Origin of the sequence: Nocardioides sp. NPDC023903 (assembly GCF_040639295.1) — a bacterium.
In the GTDB taxonomy this organism is placed as follows: Bacteria; Actinomycetota; Actinomycetes; order Propionibacteriales; family Nocardioidaceae; genus Nocardioides.
Genome location: NZ_JBEZZS010000005.1, coordinates 185,320 through 203,706, shown reverse-complemented (window position 1 = coordinate 203,706; position 18,387 = coordinate 185,320). Strand labels below are relative to the sequence as shown.

Sequence of the window (18,387 nt, the reverse complement as noted above, 5' to 3'; positions counted from 1 at the left end):
TTGAAGTGTAAGCATTTTCAGCCGGCCTTGACCGCCGCGACCAGCACGGAGGACCCGAACGGCAGATCGAGTCTCGGCAGCAGCCGCTCGTCGACGCGGGTGGCGCCGAGCAGAACCTTCTCGATCGCGGGCGAGACCTCGGGGAGCGGTGCGACGCCGCCGTCGGGAAGCTGCTGCGCACTGGCCGGACCGCGCTCCTTGACCCGGGTGACCAGGCGCTGAGCGGCGAACATCGGAAACGTCCCCGTGAAGCCGTACGTCGCTCGCAGAGGCGACAGCCCGGCTGCCCTGACCGCCGCCACCGCCCGCCGCCGGGTGTAGCGCCGATAGTGGTGGTTGAGGTCGTCGTGGCCGGTCCAGGCCCAGTTGTACGCCGGCACCGACATGAGGAAGCGGCCGCCGGGGGCGAGGACGCGCTCGATCTCGGCCAGGGCGTCGGCCTCGGGATCGCAGTGCTCGATGACGTCGAAGGCAGCGACCACGTCGAAGGAGCCGTCGGCGAACGGAAGTCGGATCGCGGAGCCGCACACGCCGCCGTCGGCGAGGCCACGCGGGTCGACGTCCAGCGAGACGTGATGCTCGGCGGTGCCCCGGAGCCAGGTCACGCTCGGCCCGTCGGCGCTGCCGACATCGAGGAGGCGGCGGGGTGTCCCGACGTACGGCTTCATGACGGTCTCGAGGATCCGGGTGCGCGCTCGGTACCACCAGTAGTCGCTCTGGGCGATCGATGGAGAGCCGCCCGTCCTGGTGCCCAGCAGCATGCCCGTTTCGGTCATCGGATGGAGATCTCACTCACGTGGGTCGGAAGTGCGGAGGTACCAGCAGCGTAGGCCAGCGCGATCTCATCGGCGATGCGACGCACGCCAACGGAGAAGGGTGTTTGTGTCCGTTTGTCGAGCTCCGGCCAGACGACGCTGCGGACGCGCAGGTCGCGTGCTTGGCCGGGCGTGCCTGCTCCCGGTAGGCGCAGCCTCGCCCGTCGCCGGAAGACGCGGTTGGTCTCGCCGATGACGGCCGAGAGGGTCACTCCGGTGCCGGTGGCCAAGATCTTGACGACGGCGTTCGATCCGGCGCCTCGGACGTGCTCGTGGAGCCCGTCGAGGGCGTCGACGACCATCTCGGCGCAGTCGCCGACATAGAGATAGTCCCGGATGGTGTCGAAGGAGACCCAGACCGGCAGTGGCGTGCCGCGCAGCTGAGCCAGACACAGCTGAGAGACCAGGCCTTGAGGCTTGGAGAGCTTCTGGCCGGGCCCGTAGAGGTTGGTGATCCGGCCGAGCAGCGCCACCGATCCGGTCTCGGCGCAGAACGCGGTCACCGCTTCCTCCATGGCCAGCTTGGCCCTGCCGTACGCCACCAGCGGGCGAGGCTCGGAGAGCTCGGTGAACGGGGGATCGGCGGAACCGGCGTAGACGCCACCGACGGAGGAGGCGAAGAAGAACGCGAGCCGGGTGGTCGGCCCTAGTGCCTGACGCAGGTCGGCGAGTACGTCGCGGAAGAGCGACACCTCGGTCTCGAGCTCGTCTGCCGGGGTGGCCACGACGCCCGCACCGGCACACCAGGCGATGTTGACCCGGCCGTCCGGTGAGGAGCCGATGAAGGAGGTGAGCTCGGACCTCAGGACGGCGCGGGCGGCGATCGGGTCGTGCCAGGGCACGCTCACCCTCCGCACAGGCGCCCCGGAGCGCTCGAACGCGCTGCTCACATGGCGGCCGAGCAGACCGCCGCCACCGACGACGAGCGTGGGCGGTCGGGATGGGCGCTGAGCGCCGGTCACTCGGGATGACCCGGCGGGGGTGACTCGCGAAGCGGGCCGTTCGCGGGGTCACTGACGATGACGTACAGCGGCTTGCCCATGGCCATGTTGACGGAGACGCCGAGGTATTCGGCGATCACTCCGAGGGTGAGCATGATGAAGCCGGAGCAGACCAGCACGGCCGCCATCAACGAGGTCCAGCCCTGGACCGGGACCCCGCCGGCAAGGCGGGCGACGACCAGCGCGACCGCGAGGACGATGCCGGAAGCAGCGAGCAGGGCTCCACAGATGCTGACCGCGCGCAGCAGACGGGTGCCGCCGGTGAGCACCATCCGCCAGAAGTGAGACATCAAGGAGCGGTAGTTGTAGCCGGAGGGCCGCTCGCCCTCCTCGCGCAGCTCCACCGGGCACGTCGCCACATCCGAGATCACCCAGCTCAGCGCGACGTCGAGGTAGACCCCGTTCGCGGCGTAGGCGGACACGCTCCGGCCGTACTCGCCCACGATCAGGCGGAAGCTGTTGAACTGCCGGGCGCTGCCGCCGGGCATGAGGCGGTCGATGACGACCTTCGAACCGCGCGACGTCAGGTTGCGCAGCGGACCGTGCGGCGCCGCGTTGGTGGGGCGGGCGTAGACGAGGGCGGCCCGCTCCTTGAGCGCGGTGTCGAGCATCGGCAGGATGTACGCCGGGTCGTGCTGTCCGTCCTCGTCCATCGTGACGATCCAGTCCGACCCCGACGAGGCCAGGCCGGCAAGGGTCGCGGCGTGCTGACCGAAGTTGCGGCTCAGCCAGATCGGGCGAACGATGTCGTACTTCTCGGCGAGCTGTCGCATGGCGAGATCAGAGGTGTCCGGGCCGTGGTCGTGGACCAGGAGGATCTCGGTGACACGTCCCTGGTGCCCGCTCGGGGTGGCGAACGGTTCGGCGAGGTCGACGACCTCGCTCACCACGTCCGGAAGCGTCTCGGCACCGCGGTAGACCGGGATGACGACGGAGACGGTGTGGGTGGGGGACATTGCTAGGAAAATAGCGCATTCGGAGGGGCTTCGGAGTACTCCGTGTAGGCGTTTTGTTGGCATGATCTCCCGGGTGACTGCAGACCCGGCAACCGTGGGCGTCGCACCCGACGCGAAGCCTTCCTCGGACCGCATGGGTTCGGGAAGGTCGTGGTCCGGACCTCTCCCGGGTGTGCTGGTTGTCGTCACGACGCTCGTTCTCGCGATGCGGGTCGCCGGGGTCGACCTCGGCGACGCGCTGCTCTACACCGGGTACGTCCTGGCGTTCCTCACCCTCCCGGGCACCGTGGTGTGGCGAGCGGTCGCCAAGCCGGGACCGAGCCTCGGCAACGACCTGATCCTCGGCACCATCCTCGGGCTCGTCCTCGAGGCTCCGCTCTACGTGCTGCTGCGGCTGTTCGATCTCACCGAGCTGATCTACGGCTATCCGGTCGCTGTGCTCGCCGGCGCGCTGGTCGTCGTCTGGCGCCGACGGCGGGTCGGTCCGGTGGTGATCGGTCGGGCGAGCCTGTGGTCGTGGGCCGGTGCGGGGGTGGCGTTCGTACAGATTCTTCTGGTCACGAACCAGATGTGGTCATACCGACCGATCGACGCCTTGCGGGCGCCGTACGTCGACGAGCCCTTCCACCTCGCGATCGCCGGCGATCTGCTGCACCACTTTCCCGCCCAGATGCCGTGGGTGGACGGCACCCCGCTCTTCTACCACTGGCTGGTCTACGTCCACCTGGCGTCGGCAGCGACGGTGACTCACATCGAGCTCATCGTGCTGATGCGCAGCCTGTCGATCGCGCTGCTCGTCCTGCTCGCCGTCGGCGGGGCGTATGCAGCGGCCACACGTCTCACCGGACGGAAGTGGCCCGGGTGCGTCGCCGCTCTCGTCTTCGCCATGGGTTCCACTCCGGACTTCTTCGGCTGGACGAGCCTGGTCAGCCCCGCGCAGCTGGCCTTCGACTCCGTCACCCGTGCGTTCTACAGCCCGACGCACGCTTTCGTGATGCCGCTCCAGATGGTCCTGATGGTGCTGGTCGTCGAGATGATCCGGCGGGAGCGATGGCAGTGGCGGCCGTGGTTGCTGACGGTGGTCGTCATGGTCGCTGTGGCCGGTGCGAAGTCTTCCGCCCTGCCGACGATCATCGGCGGCCTGTTCCTGGCTCTGGTGATCTCGGGCGTGCTGCGTCGCAAGCCGATGGTTCGCACCCTCGCCGCCCTGCTCGGTTCGGCTGTCGCGGTCTTTCTGGTCGCGCAGCAGCTGTTCTACGGCGGCGGCACCAGGGCAACAGGGATTGACCTCAACGGGAGCACCGTCCAACGGCTCGGCATCCTGATGCTGCCGGAGGGCGAGACCCTCCCCGGTTCCGCGCCGTTGTCGATCTGGGTCACCTTCACCGTCGGGTTCGCCCTCGTCGCCGTGCCGGTGGTCATCGGCTTGGTCCGTGGCGGCTGGCGACGACCCGAGCTGCTGTTCCTGGCGGGCACCTGGGCCGCCGGCGCCGGCGCGATGATGGTCCTGAGCCATCCGGCGCTGAGCCAGGCGTACTTCCTCCTGGGCGCCAGCGGGTTCATCGCCGTCGTCATGGCCGTCTCGCTCTCGGACCTCATCCCCGTCGACCTGTCGTGGCGCGACGGCCTTCGGATCGTCAGCTGCGCCGCTTTCGGCTGCCTCGCCCTCGTGACCGTGAGGCTGTTGGTGGGCGACGACATGCCGGAAGACGGCTCGGCGTTCACGCCGACGTTGCTGACCCAGCTCGTCATCGGGCTGCTCGTGCTCGCTGTCGCACTCGCCGTCGTGCTCGTGTACGCCAAGCGCTCGACGATCGCGGCGCTCCCGGCTGTGGCGGCGCTGATGATGGGGGTCGTGCTCGCCGGGGCGCCGCAGACCATCGCTCTGGCGACGGTCGGCCCCGCGCTTCCCCGGGCTCCTGACACAGACATCATCGGCCCAGGTGGGGTCGCCGCCGCACGGTTCGTCCGCGAGCACTCGCAGCCCGACGATCTGATCGCGACCAACGCCCATTGCATCGGGCTGCCCGTGCCCGACTGCGATCGGCGGAACTTCTGGATCGCGGCGTACGCCGAGCGCCGGGTCCTGGTGGAGGGATGGGCCTACATCGACCCGCTCGTGGTCGGGCTGCCGTCGACGGACCTCAACAACTCCGCCTACCTGCCGTTCTGGGATCCAGAGCTGCTCGAGGCCAACGATGCGGCCATCATGCACCCGTCTCCGGCCACGCTCGCCGCGCTGCGCGACGAGCACGAGGTCGACTGGCTCGTCGTCGATCGTCGCTATCGCGCCGACCTCCCCGGCCTGCGTCGCGAGCTCGGCCAGCCGCGCTTCAAGGGCGGCCTGTACTCCGTGTTCGACCTGCGCTAGCAGGGCGGACCGATCACGCTCCGGTCAACGGCGCAGGAGGCGACGGAGCCGGCCCCGCTGTGAGGCCTCCGCTTCCCTTCGACGGGCGCGGGCGTCCTCGACCTCCTGCTGGATCTCCTCCGGAATCGTGTGCAGGCCCTGCATGACCAGCTTCACGACTGCCATCACCTCGTCGCCGGGGATCGTGGCGTAGTCGCCGATGTTGTATTCGGGGAAGCTGCTCTGCTCGATCATGTCGGTGAACGAGAAGCCGCCGAGCTTGCCGATGAGGAGGTTGTCGTCGCGATAGTCGTCGAGCAGCTCCTGACGGAACTCGGAGGTCATGTAGACCGCGCTGGAGTCGTTCCAGCCGAGCTCGGTGGCCTTGGTGACGAACTCGCCGCGAAGGATCTGGATCCACTTCAGACGAGTGGCCTTCCAGGAGTCGACGCCTCGGAGCCGGCCACGCATCGGTGCCGCCGCCACGATCGGAGCCAGGTGCCGCGCGGTCTCGACGGTCCGCCAACCGGATCCGACGTTGCTCGACCCCGCCCCCTCGCCCTGGATCGGGAGCTCGCACGTGCTGAGGAAGTCCGCGACGGCGTTGCCGTGGCGCAGCTCCTTGCGGATGAAGGGGCGAAGCCGCAGGTCGACGTCGGGGATGGCAGTGGTGATGGTGTCCGCGAACTCTCCGTATCGCAGGAAGCTCATGTCGAGTGGTGACCACTCGCGAAACTCCTCGAAGGGGAGATCGACCAGCTCGGCGTGCTCTGGCCTCATCACCATCAGCCGCTCGACGTAGAAGGCGTTGTAGAACGTGGCCTGATCGCGAACGTAGTGGACCCAGCGGACCTTGGCGCCTGCTTGGCGGGCGTACTCACCGATCGCGCTGATGTGCTCGGGCTTGAGCAGCGAGAACGACTCGCACGAGATCACCGTGGTCTCGGCGCTGCCCGAGGCGATCGACTCGACGAGCTGCTCCCAGGTGCCGAGGGCGGGCGTGAAGAGCACCTCGCCGAGGAGCTGGGAGTAGAGGTTCTGGTGCTGGACGCTGTGCGTGCCTCGCCCGATCGTGGGATAGGCGACCTCGGGCGGAAGCTTTCCCTCGCGGCTCGCGCGGGCAAGGAAGGTCTGGATCGCCGTGCTCCCGGTCTTGAACGTGCCGGAATGGACGATCAGAGTCTTCTGCATGCACCGCTCCAAATGTCGCTGCTGGGATGGGGTGCGGCGCGACGTCCCGCGTGGCACGAATCTTACCGGCCGGGGCTTATTGGCCGAGCTTCTTCTGCTCGATCTGAGCGTTGATCTCGACCAGCTCGGGATGGCTCTCCAGGAGGGAGACGAGGCCATTGGTGTCGAGACGGTGAGCGTCGTGGTCCTCGATGAGGATCTGCAGGAGCCGCATGTCCTCGGGGGTGTCGAGGGTGATCCGGTACGCCGAGGCGTCCCGCTCCCACGGCAGGTTGAGCTTGGGCCGGGTGTCGTCGGTGTAGAGCCACGGGGTGACGTGCTCGCGGTGGGGCGTCTCGGTCGCGAGCCGGTCGGCCTCGAGCAGCGCCGCCGCTGAGAAGACCTCGAAGTCGAGCCCTCGCGGGTAGGTGCGTTCCAAGGCGTTGCTGGCATAGAGCGCGGGATCGTCGGCGGCGGCCCAGGCGTCGATGCCGCGGCGTACGACCTCGCCGTCGATCAAGGGGCAGTCGCTGGTCACCCGGACGACGACATCGGGCTCGAACTCCCGCACCGCCAGCGCGAAGCGCGACAGCACGTCCGGCTCGCTGCCACGTACCACCCCGGCGCCGAGCTTGTCGGCCAGGACGACGACCGGGTCGTCGTCGACGTTGGTGGTCGTCGCAACGATCACCGGGAGTCCGGCCGCGGTGAGCCGGGTGAGGTGGTGCTCGAGCATGGTGACGCCCCCCGCTTCGCGAAGCACCTTGCCGGGGAGGCGGGTGCTGGTCATGCGTGCCTGGGTGATGACCGCGGTCTTCACAGGGTTCCGATCAGCGTCTCGACGACCTGGTCGACCTGGTCGTCGGTCAGGTCGGGGTAGAGCGGCAAGGAGAGTTCCTCGGCGTAGAACGCCTCTGCGTTCGGGCACATCCCGCGCTGGTAGCCCAGGTCCGCGTAGACCGGATGCCAGTAGACCGGGATGTAGTTGACCTGTACGCCGATGCCGGCTGCCCGCATCTTCTCGAAGACCTCGCGCCGGCGGTCCTCGAGGATGCGCACGGGATAGAGGTGCCAGGCAGGGTCGACGCCCTCGCGCTGGACCGGCAGCCGCAGCCCGTCGACGCCGGCGAGCGCGGCGTTGTAGCGGGCGGTGATCTCCGCACGCCGCTGCTTGAACCCGGCCAGCCGGGCGAGCTGGGAGAGCCCGAAGGCGCACTGCAGGTCGGTGAGCCGGTAGTTGAGCCCGAACTCGTGGACCTCCTGGTGCCAGGGCCCCTCGTCCTTGATCCGGAACCGGTCGGCGTCACGCATCAGCCCCACGAAGTGGAACTCGTGGGCTCGCTGCGCGATGGCCGCGTCCTTGGCGACGACAGCGCCGCCCTCGGCGGTGGTGAGGTTCTTGGTCGGGAAGAACGAGAGCGTGGTCAGGTCAGCCAGGTCTCCGACCGGGCGCCCGCCGGCGAAGCCGCCGATCGAATGGGCGGCATCGCCGAGGGTCGGCGCGCCGACCCGGTCGGCGATCGCCTGCAGCGCGGCGTAGTCGGCCGGATGGCCCGCGTAGTCGACGGCGGCGATCACCTTGGTGCGGTCGGTGACGAGCGCGTCGACCGCGGCCGGGTCGAGGAGGGCGGTGTCCTCCTCCACGTCGGCGAAGACGACCTTCGCGCCGAGCAGCGAGGCCCCCGACGCGGTCGCGACGAACGTCATCGGCGTGGTGACGACCTCGTCACCGGCACCCACCCCGGCAGCGGCGTAGGCGATGTGGAGGGCAGCGGTGCCGGAGGTGCACGTGACCGCCCGGTGCCCACCGACCAGGTCGGAGAGCGCCTGCTCGAATGCGGCGACGGTCGGCCCGGTGGTGAGCCAGTCGCCGCGCAGGATCGCCGTGACTGCCTCGATGTCCTCCTCGGAGACCGACTGGCGGCCGTAGGGCAGCACTAGATCCCTGACTCCAGAACCTTGCGGAGGTCCTCGGCGTCGTACCAGATGTCGTTCTTGTCCGAGGCGCAGTGGAAGCCGTCGGGAACCGGCACGGCGTCCATGATCGGCTTGTAGCCCCACTGCGGGTTCTCGGGCTCGATCACGTAGTACTTCCCGTCGCGGATGCTGACCGCGCGGCGGCCCTCCTCCGGGCTGATCATCTCCTCGTGGAGCTTCTCGCCGGGGCGGAGCCCGATGTCGACGAGCTTCGCCCCAGGTGCGACCGCCTCCGCCAGGTCGACGACCTTGTGGGAGGGGATGTGCGGGACGAGCAGCTCGCCGCCCTGCATGATCTCGAAGGTGTCGAGCACCATCTGCACCGCCTGCGGCAGCGTGATCAGGAACCGGGTGCACCGCATGTCGGTGATGCCGAGAGCCTCGCCGCGCTCGGCCATCGCCTTCCACTTCGGGATGATCGAACCGCGCGAGCCGGTCACGTTGCCGTAGCGCACCACGGAGAACCGGGTCTCGTAGGAGGAGGCGTAGTTGTTGCCGAGGATGAAGATCTTGTCGGCCGTCAGCTTGGTCGCGCCGTAGAGGTTGATCGGCGAGGAGGCCTTGTCGGTCGAGAGGGCGACGACCTTCTTGACGCCGGCGTCGATGGAGGCCTCGACGACGTTCTGCGAACCCAGGACGTTGGTCTTGATGAACTCGAAGGGGTTGTACTCCCCGGTGTCGACCTGCTTGAGCGCAGCGGCGTGGACGACGTAGTCGACGCCGTGGAGCGCCCGGTGCAGACGGTCGCGGTCACGTACGTCGCCGATGAACCAGCGCAGCCTCGGGTCGTTGCCGAACAGCTGGCGGCACTCGTACTGCTTCAGCTCATCGCGCGAGAAGACGATCACGCGTCGCGGGTTGAAGGTGTCCAGGAGATGGCGGATGAACGCCTTCCCGAACGAACCGGTCCCGCCGGTGACCAGGATGCTGGCGCCATCGAGAGGATGGTTGATCGGGGCGTCGGACTCTTGAACGTCCGAATTGGGCACGGTCACAGGGATGCTCTCTACTCTGGGCCTCACTGGTGCGCCAACGACACGGCGCGCAAAAGGTGACACATGCCGTGCCGTCCGCCGAAACGGACGAATCCGAGAGGTTGCGCATACATGTCCGTGGGATCGGTCGAGGCCGAAGGTCTTTGCGTGGCCATGGTGTGCGATGCCGGTCCCGATGTCGGGATCGGGCACGTCATGCGCTGCCTGGCCCTCGGGGAGGAGCTCGTCGCCCGAGGCGTACGTGTCGTGATGGTCGCGGACCTGGACCGGGTGCCGTGGGCAGCGGAGCAGGTGCGGCGGCGGGGGATCGAGATCGCCTCGCCGGGACCGGACGACGTCTGCGACGTTCTCGCCCGCCTCGAGCCGTCGTCGGTGGTCGTGGACTCCTATCTCCTCCCGGCCGCGGTCTACGCCGACCTGAGGGAGCGCTGGCCGCTGCTGGCGCTCACCGACGGCGATCCGCGCGGACGAGACGCCGACCTCTACCTGGACCAGAACCTCGGCGCGGAGGCCTCCGCGTGGGCCATCCCCGAAGGGTCCAGGCATCTCGGTGGGCTCGGCTACGCCCAGCAGCGACGCGAGATCGTCCGGCAACGCCCGAGCGCGCCCAAGACCGCCGCCGATGAGCACACCCCCCTGCGGGTGCTGGCGTTCTTCGGCGGCACGGACGCCTTCGGGGTCTCACCACGCGTCGTGCGCCTGGTCGCGCGAGCGGGGATCGCCGTGCAGCTGACCGCCATCGCCGCGACCCCTGAGCTGGCCGAGGAGATCGCCGCCATCGTGCCGGCGCCGGGGCAGGCCATCCACGTGATCGGGCCGACCGACACCCTGGCCGAGCTCGTCGCCGACACGGACGTGGTGCTCAGTGCCGCCGGCACCTCGGCCTGGGAGCTCTTCTGCCTCGGCGCCGCGGTCGGGTTCGTCTGCGTCGCCGACAACCAGCAGGACGCGTACGTCCGGATGGACCAGGACCAGTTGGCCGTCGGGATCGCCACCCTGGCCGAGCTCGACGGCGACTCCGAGGATGCCGTGGCCCGGATGCGTGAGCTGCTGGGAGACGTACGTCTGCGGGAGCGGCTGCGCGCCGCCTGCTGGGCCATGGTCGACGGCCGAGGGCCGACGCGCGTCGCCGACGCGCTCCTCGCCCTCGACCGCGATTCCGTTTAGACCAGGTCCCAGCTGAGCGGTGTGCCGGCCGGGGCGTCCTTGGTGAACGTGCGGCCGAAGACGATGTCGACGTCGCCCGGCGGCAGCCCGTCGGCGGGGCGGACGGAGCGTACGTTGTCCGGTCCGACCTTCTCCCCGGCACGCACGTCGCGGGTGACGAAGAGCGAGCGACGGAACCGCAGGCCCTCGCGCTCGGCCGACTTCGGTCCGATCCGGGCCTCGCCGAGCGCCTGCCAGGCGATCCTCGTCTCGCTGACCAGCGAGGCGAACTCGTGCGGCTCCAGGGAGAAGTCGGAGTCGACGGCACCATCCGCGCGGGAGAGCGTGATGTGCTTCTCGATCACGCAGGCCCCGAGGGCGACGGCCGCGACCGAGGCGCCGATGCCGAGCGTGTGGTCGGAGAGGCCGACGGCGACGTCGAGCCCGTCACGCAGCACCGGGATCCCGCGGAGGTTGGAGGCCTCCGGAGGAGCCGGGTAGGACGCGGTGCAGGCCAGCACGACGAGGTCCTCGTTGCCGGTCGCTCGTGCCGTACGCACCGCCGCGTCGATCTCGGCGAGCGTCGCCGTGCCGGTGGAGATGATCGTCGGCAGCCCGGCCTCGGCGATCGCGCGGACCAGCGGCAGGTCGGTGATCTCGGAGGAGGCCGACTTCAGCATCGGGACGCCGAGCCCGACCAGGAAGTCGACCGCCGTCGGGTCGAATGCGGCGCTGAACGGCACCATGCCGAGCTCGCTCGCCAGGGAGAAGATCGGCTCGTGCCACTCCCACGGCGTGTGCGCCTCCTCGTAGAGCTCGTGGAGGCGGCGGTTGGGCCACAGCGGGTGGTCGGCCGAGAGCCGGAAGGCGGGGGTGTCGACGTCCAGGGTGATGGTGTCGGCGGTGTAGGTCTGGATCTTGAGCGCATGTGCTCCGGCCTCGCCCGCCGCGCGCACGATGTCGAGCGCCCGCTCCAGGTCGCCCCCGTGGTTGCCGGACATCTCCGCGATCACGAACGGCTCGTGGCCGGGACCGATCGTGCGGTCCCCGACGGTGATCTCGTGGTGGGTCATCACTGCTCCTTGGCAGAACGTCGGGTCGGTCGATCGTCGCGGTGCAGGCTGACCGGGATGGCGGTCACCACGCCGCCGTCTGCGGTCTGCTCGTAGGGCTCACCTTCGGTGAACCCGAGCCGGCGGTTCATGGCGCGTACGGATTCGTTGTGGGGGAGCACCTCGCCCTCGAGGAGGTCGATGTCGAGACCGTCGGGCTCGGGGGCGAAGGCGTACGCCACCGCCTCGCGCATCACCTTGGTCCACGCCAGCAGCGCGGTGCCGTCGGCGGTGGTGCCGTCATGGTCGAGGTAGAACCCCCAGGAGGCCGACCTGGCGACGGGATCGTGGTCGAAGAAGGTCACCACGCCGAGCGGGCGGGAGGCGTACTCGAACATGAGCACCCGCCGGGTCGGGTCCTGGCTGGCCCGGGACCACCAGGCGGCGTGCTCCTCGGCGGTGATCAGGTGCTGGTTGATGCTCACCGACCGGTTCGCGTCCTGGTTGCGCCACGCCAGCATGCTCGTCAGGTCGGCGTCGGTCGCCGGTCGTAACATTGGTCTCCTCGGACATCAGGGGATGCGCCGTCACGTTATATGGTCCGAGGCCATGGAGACTCTTGACCGACCGGCGGTCCGCAAGCTCATGGGCGAGGTGCTGGCCGTGCAGGGAAAGACCCTGCCCGATGACGACACCGCGAAGCTGGCCGACATCGGCTTCCGCTCTCTCGACTTCTCCGAGCTCGCGCTCCGGGTCGAGGACGAGATCGGTGACGAGCTCAACTTCGAGGCGGCCGGACTTCGCTCGATCGAGACGATCGGAGACGTGCTCGACCTGCTCGTGGAAATCCAGGGGCAGTGATCGCCGACAACCTCGTCGTCGACGCCCGGACGGGGACGCGCGCGACCTGGGGTGAGCTCGTCCAGCACGCAGCCCCGCGGTCGGCGCCGACGGCCTTCGTGGTGGAGCACAGCGTCGATGCGCTGCCGGCGGTCGCCGGCCTGAAGGACGGCGGCGAGCTGCTCGTCGTCGCGGCCGGGCGGCTCGACGAGTCCCTTGCTGCGGAGCTGCGCGGCGCGGGGTTCGACCTCGTCGCCGGCGACGACGTCCAGGAGGCGACCGACCGCCGTCCGGCCGAGGACGGCCGGGTCTGGTTGCTCACGTCCGGGTCGACAGGCCGGCCCAAGCGGGTCGGTCACACCCTGGAGTCGCTCTCGACCGTGACCGGGGTGGCGCCACACACCTGGTTGTGCCCCTACTCGCCCGGCACCTACGCGTGGTGGCAGGTGATCACCCTCGGGCTGGGCGTGCCCGGGCAGGACCTGGTTCTCGTCGACCCGGCCGACCTGGACGACTGGGTGACGCCCGCGCTCGAGCACGGCGTCACCGCCGTATCCGGGACTCCGACGTTCTGGCGGCGTACGTTGATGCGCCACGGCGCCGAGCTGCAGAAGCTCCTGCTCGAGCAAGTCACGCTCGGTGGCGAACCGGTCGACCAGGCCGTGCTGTCGCAGCTCGGTGAGGCCTTTCCGGACGCGCGCGTCTCCTGGATCTACGCCTCCTCCGAGGTGGGCGCCTCGATCGTCGTCCACGACGGTCGCGCCGGTTTTCCGGAGGAGTGGCTGGACCGCGACGTCCCCGGCCGCCCGCGACTGGCCGTGGTCGACGGTGAGCTGGTGATCACCTCGCCGCACCACGGCACCGACGCCTCGGGCGCCGAGATGGCCGGCGCCGTACGCACCGGCGATGCCGCCCGCATCGAGGACGGCCGGGTGCTGGTCACCGGTCGCCTGGACCGCGACGAGCTCAACGTCGGCGGCTCCAAGGTGTCGGCCGGTGCCGTACGCGACCTGCTGCAGTCCCACCCCGCGATCGCCTGGGCGGCCGTACGCGGCCGGAAGGCGCCGCTGGTCGGCACCATGGTCGTCGCCGACGTGGTCGCCGACCACGACTCGGACGTGACCGCCGACGACCTGACCCGTTGGGCCGCCGAACGCCTGCCCGAGTACGCCGTGCCGCGGCGCATCAAGATGCTTGCCGAGATCCCGGCCAAGGAGACACTGAAGAGCGATGTCTGATCTGCAATCCTTCCCGCCCGTATCCGTCGTGCTCGTCTCCGGCGCTTCGCGCGGCCTCGGCCTCGCCATCGTCACCGACCTGCTCGAGCGCGGGGTGAAGGTCGCCGCTTTCGCGCGCACGGTGACACCCGAGCTCGAGGCGCTGGCCTCGAAATACCCCGAGGACACCCACTTCGGCTCGGTCGACGTGACTGACGAGAAGGCGGCCCAGGCGTTCGTCAAGGAGGTCGAGGCGACGCTCGGTGTGATCGACGGGCTGGTCAACAACGCCGCGATCGGCCAGGACTCGCTGCACGTGCACACCTCCTCCGACCGGATCGCGCAGATCATCGAGACCAACCTGACCGCGCCCCTGGTGCTGACCCGGTTCGTGCTCCGACGCCTGATCGGCAAGGGCCTGAAGGGCCGGGTCGTCAACGTGACCTCGATCTGTGGCCAGCGTGGCTATCAGGGCCTGGTGGCCTACTCGGCCACCAAGGGAGGTCTCGACGCGGCGACCCGCTCGCTGGCCCGTGAGCTCGGAGGCCGGGTGCTGGTCAACTCGGTCGCTCCCGGGTTCTTCGCCTCGGAGATGTCCGCGGTGCTCGGTGCGAACCAGCTCGAGTCGATCGCGCGGCGTACGCCCTCGGGTGCGATGACCACCCCCGAGGACGTCGTGCCGACCGTGCGGATGCTGCTGCTCGAGCAGACCAACATCAACGGTCAGTCGATCGTCATCGACGGAGGCGGCTCGATCTGATGTCGGACCGGCTCCGCGTCGGCAGCGATGCCGAGCTCGCCGGATACCGCGCCCGCAGTCACCTCCACGACGGCCGGGTGGTCGCTTGGGCGGGCTCCTACGACGTCCCGGTGGCGGTCGACGCCGAGGTGGAGCGTACGGTCCCGGCGGCCCTCGCGAAGCGGTTCGGCACCGACGGGTTCTGGGAGCGATGGACCCGGGCCGAGTGCGTCGTCAAGCTCACCGGCCGCGGCGTCGTCGACATCGTGGACCTGATGGCCGACGACCCTGATCGGGATGACCGACTCGGCGCGGAGGTGTGCCTGAGCACCGTTCACCTGCCGGGTGACATCGTGGTGTCGATCGGCACACTCCACGGCGAAGGTTCCCCGAGGGGTATCGGCCGGAGTGCGGGAGACTGTTCGTTCGCCTGTAACCTCTGAGTTCGATCAGATTCGCGGGCGCGTCATTCGGGACGCCCTCGGACCGAGAGGGAATGTGCATGGGTCAGGGAATCGTCGACGTCTTGCGTCGCGCCGAACGAAGGATGCCTCAAGGCGTCCGTCGACTGGCTCGTGACGCCGGGCATCGCGTTCTCGGCCACGAGCGCGGCCCGCTCGTCTCGGTCGTGGTGACGGTGACCGACCAGGACAAGCAGTACCTCGCCGAGTCGCTCCTCTCCGTGCGCGAGCAGACCCACACGACCCTCGAGATCCTCATCGCACCCTATGGCGAGGCCAGCGTGGTGAGCGACCAGATCCTCGCCGACCTCCCTGACGACTACCGCCTGCGGCTGCTGGACAGCTCCGCGACGCAGGCCGAGGCCCGCGACCGTGGTGGTCGCGCGGCGCGCGGATCCTACGTCTGCTTCCTGCTCGCCGCCGATCTCCTCACCCAGAACGCGATGCGCACGCTGGCCACCTCCCTGGAGGAGAGCGGGTCCGATCTCGCGGTCGGTCGCATCGAGAGCCGCCAGCGGCTCTCCCCGCCGGTGGTGCCGGCCTACGACCTCGTGCACGCGGAGAACCGCTCTGGCCTCACCCTCGACGAGTTCCCGGAGGCACTGAGCGATGTCGGGGTGAGCAACCGGCTCTTCCGCACCTCGTTCTGGCGTCAGCAGGGCTTCAGCTTCGGCGGCCGTGGTGGTGCCGATGCGGTCGGGTTCGACGGCTACCTGAAGGCCAACCGCTTCGACGTGGTCACCGCGCCGGTGTGCGTGGACATGGACCGTGCCGACGGCACCCCGGTCGAGCAGCTCCACGACCAGACCCTCGGGATGGCGGAGTGGATCGAGCAGACCCGCTCGACCTGGGTCGCGATCGGCGAGCTGGCCTCCGACCTGCGTGACCACTGGGCGCTCGGCGGGCTCGCCGGCCGCGCCAACACCATCCTCGGTGACGTCGAGCGGATGAGCGCGGAGCAGTGGACCGCCCTGCGCGACCTCGTCGTCGAGATCGAGCGCGACGTCTCCCCGGAGGTGTGGCTCAAGCTCCCGGTCGAGGTGCGGGCCCGGCTGACCTACCTCATCGCCGACCAGCGCGAGGAGCTGACCGCGTTCGTCGCGTCGCGCTGGTTCGAGCGCGGCAACCTCCGCACGCGGGTCGTCGGCGGCCAGGTGCGCGGGATCTTCCCCGACACCGACCTGCCCGAGGCCGTGACCACGCTCAACGAGCACGAGACGCCCGCGCGGGTGCTGGTGCGGGACGTACGTCCTCTCGACTCCGACCGGGTCGTGGTCGACCTGGTGGCGCGGATCGAGCTCGTCGACCTCGCCGAGACGACCCCCTTCTTCACGGCCCGCCTGGTGCCGGACTTCGTCACCGTCGCCGACGAGGACGGCGTCGCGAGCGATCCCGACACGGCGCTGCCCGACCCGATCGACCTGACCGTGACGCCGCGGTATGACGCGCAGGCCAACATGACCATCGGTCACAAGTACCAGGACTACCGCGCCGGCGGGTGCCGCACCGAGATCGACCTCACCCGGCTCACCGCCGGGCGCTGGCACCTCGAGGTCACCATCGGCGTCGACGGCGTCGTCCGCACCACCAGCGAGGTCCAGATCGACACCCGCGGCCCGGCGGGCAACCTGGCGACGCGCTACCGGCCGCGGGTGCACACCTCCGCCGGCCTGTCCGTGGCCTGCGACCGCTACCTCGACCAGCTCAGCTTCCGCGCCGTCCCGACGACTGCCACCTCCCTGGAGAAGGCGGAGGTCGACGGCCGCACCGTCTCCCTGACCCTCGCCGGCGAGCTGCCGCAGGCCGTGCGGGCGATCGGTGGCGGCGTACGCATCGAGGCGCCCGTCAAGGACGGCAAGGTCACGCTCACCCTCCCCGCCCACGGTGCCGTCGAGCCCGGGGCGCCCGCCGCCTGGCGGCTGGACACCCTGCAGGACGGAACCTCCGGCAGGATCGTCTGGACCGACCCGATCGGCACGCCGTGGATCGGCGAACGAGGCGGCAGCCTGCTGGCCTCGCGAGACGGCCGCGGCTACACCCAGGTCATGGAGGTGGCCGACACCGTCGCGATCGACCGCGTAGAGCTCGGCGAGGGCCAGATCACGGTGCGAGGCGAGTGGCTCAGCACGATCCCGAAGCACGCCCGGCTGACTCTCTCCGGCTCGCGGCACAGCGAGACCGTCAAGATCGACACCCGCGCCGCCGAGTTCGAGGTCGTCTTCCCGCTGCGCTGGGACGAGTGGGGCCTGGGCGAGTCCGTCGTGCCCAGCGGCATCTACCAGTTCCAGCTCACCTGCGGGGCCAAGCGCCCCGGCAACGTACGCCACACCACCGCGTTCCTCGAGCACCAGGCCGAGTTCCAGACCAGTGACGAGGTCCGGCTGCGTCCGGTCAACGGCAACGGCCCGGGAGTCACCCTGCAGCCGCCGATCCCCGTCGACCACGCCGGCAGCTACGCCCACAACCTCGCCCGCGAGCGCGTGCTGGCGGCCGAGGAGCCGCTCGACGAGTCCGCGGTCTATCTCTCGACCTACGCCGGCTCGACCGCCACCGACTCCCAGCTCGCGATCCATGAGCACCTGCGTCGCACCCGGCCCGACCTCACCCTCTACTGGGGCGTCGCCGACCACGCCTCCCGCGTCCCCGAGGGCGGCACCCCGGTCGTGCTGCAGAGCCCGGAGTGGTACCGCGTCATCGGCACCGCGAAATACCTCGTGCAGAACATCGACTTCGACCGCTGGTGGCGCAAGCGGGAGGGGCAGCGGTTCCTGCAGACCTTCCACGGCTACCCCGCCAAGTCGATGGGCCTGCGGATGTGGCGCGCGAAGATGTTCTCGCCGCTGCGCTGCGAGGCCGAGCTCGACCGTACGACCGCGGGCTGGGACCTGATCCTGACCCCGACGCCGGAGATGGATCGCTACTACCGCGAGGAGTACGCCTACGACGGCCCGATCCACAGCGAGGGCTACCCGCGCGACGACGCGCTGGTCCTCCCGTCGGCGGCGGAGGACCGCGAGCGTACGCGCAACCTGCTCGGCATCGGCTCCCACCAGAAGGTCGTCCTCTACGCCCCGACCTGGCGGGACCACCTGGCGCTCAACTACCGCTCGGCGAAGATGGTCGAGCACCTCGACGTGGTCGCGGCCAGCGAGGCGCTGGGCGACGAGTACGTCATCCTGCTGCGCGGTCACCGGTTCAACTCCAAGGGGAGCGAGCGCAGCGAGCGCACCGCCCGGATCATCGACGTCACCGACTACCCGGAGATCAACGACCTGATCCTGGCCTCCGACGCCGCGGTGCTCGACTACTCCAGCCTGCGCTTCGACTTCGCCCTCACCGGACGGCCGATGGTGTTCTTGGTGCCGGACCTGTCCGACTACACCGGCGGCATCCGCGGCTTCCTCTACGACTACGCCGACACCGCCCCTGGGCCGATGCTCGACACCGCCGAGGAGGTCGTCGCGGCCCTGTCCGACCTGGACCGGCTCGAGGCCGAGCACCGCGACCAGATCGCCGCGTTCAACGCCAAGTACCAGTACACCCAGGACGGAAAGGCGACCGAGCGGGTCGTCGAGGCCTTCTTCGACAAGCCCAGCTTCGACAAGCCCTGACGGTCACAAAAGCAGCGATGGCGCGTCCCCTTGCGGGGCGCGCCATCGCTGCTTTCT

16 protein-coding genes are annotated in these 18,387 nt (G+C 69.6%); 7 read left to right on the top strand and 9 right to left on the bottom strand.

Annotation, left to right across the window (positions count from 1 at the left end; translation table 11 throughout):
• Positions 1-17 precede the first annotated feature (17 nt).
• The 3 genes from AB0F44_RS08685 to AB0F44_RS08675 are packed head-to-tail and all read right to left on the bottom strand — an operon-like array spanning position 18 to position 2,772.
• Complete coding sequence (locus AB0F44_RS08685) at positions 18-776, bottom strand: class I SAM-dependent methyltransferase (RefSeq protein ID WP_357354540.1); 759 nt, start codon at positions 774-776, stop codon at positions 18-20.
• On the bottom strand, positions 773-1,777 hold the full coding sequence (locus AB0F44_RS08680) for an NAD-dependent epimerase/dehydratase family protein (protein WP_357354538.1): 1,005 nt from the start codon (positions 1,775-1,777) through the stop codon (positions 773-775). Before AB0F44_RS08680 ends, AB0F44_RS08685 begins: the two co-directional genes overlap by 4 nt.
• Entirely contained in the window at positions 1,774-2,772 is a 999-nt protein-coding gene (locus AB0F44_RS08675; RefSeq protein WP_357354536.1) for a glycosyltransferase, read from the bottom strand. The genes AB0F44_RS08680 and AB0F44_RS08675 overlap by 4 nt, the downstream gene beginning before the upstream one ends.
• Before the next feature lie 73 nt (positions 2,773-2,845).
• Between AB0F44_RS08675 and AB0F44_RS08670 the strand changes: the two genes are divergently transcribed.
• The gene (locus AB0F44_RS08670; protein ID WP_357354535.1) at positions 2,846-5,143 is read left to right on the top strand and encodes a hypothetical protein; all 2,298 of its coding nucleotides are present in this window, start codon (positions 2,846-2,848) and stop codon (positions 5,141-5,143) included.
• Between the two features lie 24 nt (positions 5,144-5,167).
• Here AB0F44_RS08670 and AB0F44_RS08665 read toward each other — a convergent pair whose 3' ends face one another.
• The 4 genes from AB0F44_RS08665 to pseB all read right to left on the bottom strand — a co-directional run bounded on the left by AB0F44_RS08665 (position 5,168) and on the right by pseB (position 9,264).
• The gene (locus tag AB0F44_RS08665; protein ID WP_357354533.1) at positions 5,168-6,313 is read right to left on the bottom strand and encodes a hypothetical protein; all 1,146 of its coding nucleotides are present in this window, start codon (positions 6,311-6,313) and stop codon (positions 5,168-5,170) included.
• A gap of 76 nt (positions 6,314-6,389) precedes the next feature.
• Entirely contained in the window at positions 6,390-7,112 is a 723-nt protein-coding gene (locus AB0F44_RS08660; protein WP_357354531.1) for a glycosyltransferase family protein, read from the bottom strand.
• A complete protein-coding gene (locus tag AB0F44_RS08655; protein WP_357354529.1) occupies positions 7,109-8,230 on the bottom strand; it encodes an aminotransferase class I/II-fold pyridoxal phosphate-dependent enzyme in 1,122 nt (373 codons plus the stop codon). The genes AB0F44_RS08660 and AB0F44_RS08655 overlap by 4 nt, the downstream gene beginning before the upstream one ends.
• The gene (pseB, locus tag AB0F44_RS08650; RefSeq protein WP_357354527.1) at positions 8,230-9,264 is read right to left on the bottom strand and encodes a UDP-N-acetylglucosamine 4,6-dehydratase (inverting); all 1,035 of its coding nucleotides are present in this window, start codon (positions 9,262-9,264) and stop codon (positions 8,230-8,232) included. The genes AB0F44_RS08655 and pseB overlap by 1 nt, the downstream gene beginning before the upstream one ends.
• A gap of 111 nt (positions 9,265-9,375) precedes the next feature.
• Between pseB and AB0F44_RS08645 the strand changes: the two genes are divergently transcribed.
• Complete coding sequence (locus AB0F44_RS08645) at positions 9,376-10,431, top strand: spore coat protein (RefSeq protein ID WP_357354525.1); 1,056 nt, start codon at positions 9,376-9,378, stop codon at positions 10,429-10,431.
• On the opposite strand, the gene pseI is transcribed toward AB0F44_RS08645, so the two are convergent.
• Both pseI and AB0F44_RS08635 read right to left on the bottom strand, forming a co-directional pair.
• On the bottom strand, positions 10,428-11,483 hold the full coding sequence (gene pseI / locus AB0F44_RS08640) for a pseudaminic acid synthase (protein ID WP_357354523.1): 1,056 nt from the start codon (positions 11,481-11,483) through the stop codon (positions 10,428-10,430). The genes AB0F44_RS08645 and pseI overlap by 4 nt on opposite strands.
• Positions 11,483-12,019 carry a GNAT family N-acetyltransferase gene (locus tag AB0F44_RS08635; protein WP_357354521.1) on the bottom strand — a complete coding sequence of 179 codons (537 nt, stop codon included), beginning with the start codon at positions 12,017-12,019 and terminating at the stop codon, positions 11,483-11,485. The genes pseI and AB0F44_RS08635 overlap by 1 nt, the downstream gene beginning before the upstream one ends.
• A 52-nt stretch (positions 12,020-12,071) precedes the next feature.
• On the opposite strand from AB0F44_RS08635, the gene AB0F44_RS08630 reads away from it, so the two are divergent.
• From AB0F44_RS08630 to AB0F44_RS08610, 5 genes are read left to right on the top strand one after another with little or no spacing between them, the layout of a single operon-like run.
• Positions 12,072-12,323, top strand: coding sequence for an acyl carrier protein (locus AB0F44_RS08630; protein ID WP_165109426.1), 252 nt, complete (start codon positions 12,072-12,074; stop codon positions 12,321-12,323).
• Positions 12,320-13,540: an AMP-binding protein gene (locus tag AB0F44_RS08625; RefSeq protein ID WP_357354519.1), complete on the top strand. Its 1,221-nt coding sequence runs from the start codon at positions 12,320-12,322 to the stop codon at positions 13,538-13,540. The genes AB0F44_RS08630 and AB0F44_RS08625 overlap by 4 nt, the downstream gene beginning before the upstream one ends.
• Positions 13,533-14,279, top strand: a complete 747-nt coding sequence (locus AB0F44_RS08620; RefSeq protein ID WP_357354517.1) for an SDR family NAD(P)-dependent oxidoreductase — start codon at positions 13,533-13,535, stop codon at positions 14,277-14,279. Before AB0F44_RS08625 ends, AB0F44_RS08620 begins: the two co-directional genes overlap by 8 nt.
• Positions 14,279-14,701 carry a hypothetical protein gene (locus AB0F44_RS08615; protein ID WP_357354515.1) on the top strand — a complete coding sequence of 141 codons (423 nt, stop codon included), beginning with the start codon at positions 14,279-14,281 and terminating at the stop codon, positions 14,699-14,701. Before AB0F44_RS08620 ends, AB0F44_RS08615 begins: the two co-directional genes overlap by 1 nt.
• 59 nt (positions 14,702-14,760) lie before the next feature.
• The gene (locus AB0F44_RS08610) at positions 14,761-18,330 is read left to right on the top strand and encodes a CDP-glycerol glycerophosphotransferase family protein (protein ID WP_357354513.1); all 3,570 of its coding nucleotides are present in this window, start codon (positions 14,761-14,763) and stop codon (positions 18,328-18,330) included.
• The last annotated feature ends 57 nt before the right edge of the window (positions 18,331-18,387 follow it).

Bases quoted from the DNA above. Each gene is read 5' to 3' on its own strand.
- AB0F44_RS08645 (WP_357354525.1), top strand. From the start codon at position 9,376: ATGTCCGTGGGATCGGTCGAGGCCGAAGGTCTTTGCGTGGCCATGGTG.
- AB0F44_RS08635 (WP_357354521.1), bottom strand. From the start codon at position 12,019: ATGTTACGACCGGCGACCGACGCCGACCTGACGAGCATGCTGGCGTGG.
- AB0F44_RS08620 (WP_357354517.1), top strand. From the start codon at position 13,533: ATGTCTGATCTGCAATCCTTCCCGCCCGTATCCGTCGTGCTCGTCTCC.
- AB0F44_RS08685 (WP_357354540.1), bottom strand. From the start codon at position 776: ATGACCGAAACGGGCATGCTGCTGGGCACCAGGACGGGCGGCTCTCCA.
- AB0F44_RS08610 (WP_357354513.1), top strand. From the start codon at position 14,761: ATGGGTCAGGGAATCGTCGACGTCTTGCGTCGCGCCGAACGAAGGATG.
- AB0F44_RS08615 (WP_357354515.1), top strand. From the start codon at position 14,279: ATGTCGGACCGGCTCCGCGTCGGCAGCGATGCCGAGCTCGCCGGATAC.
- pseI (WP_357354523.1), bottom strand. From the start codon at position 11,483: ATGACCCACCACGAGATCACCGTCGGGGACCGCACGATCGGTCCCGGC.
- AB0F44_RS08675 (WP_357354536.1), bottom strand. From the start codon at position 2,772: ATGTCCCCCACCCACACCGTCTCCGTCGTCATCCCGGTCTACCGCGGT.
- AB0F44_RS08630 (WP_165109426.1), top strand. From the start codon at position 12,072: ATGGAGACTCTTGACCGACCGGCGGTCCGCAAGCTCATGGGCGAGGTG.
- AB0F44_RS08665 (WP_357354533.1), bottom strand. From the start codon at position 6,313: ATGCAGAAGACTCTGATCGTCCATTCCGGCACGTTCAAGACCGGGAGC.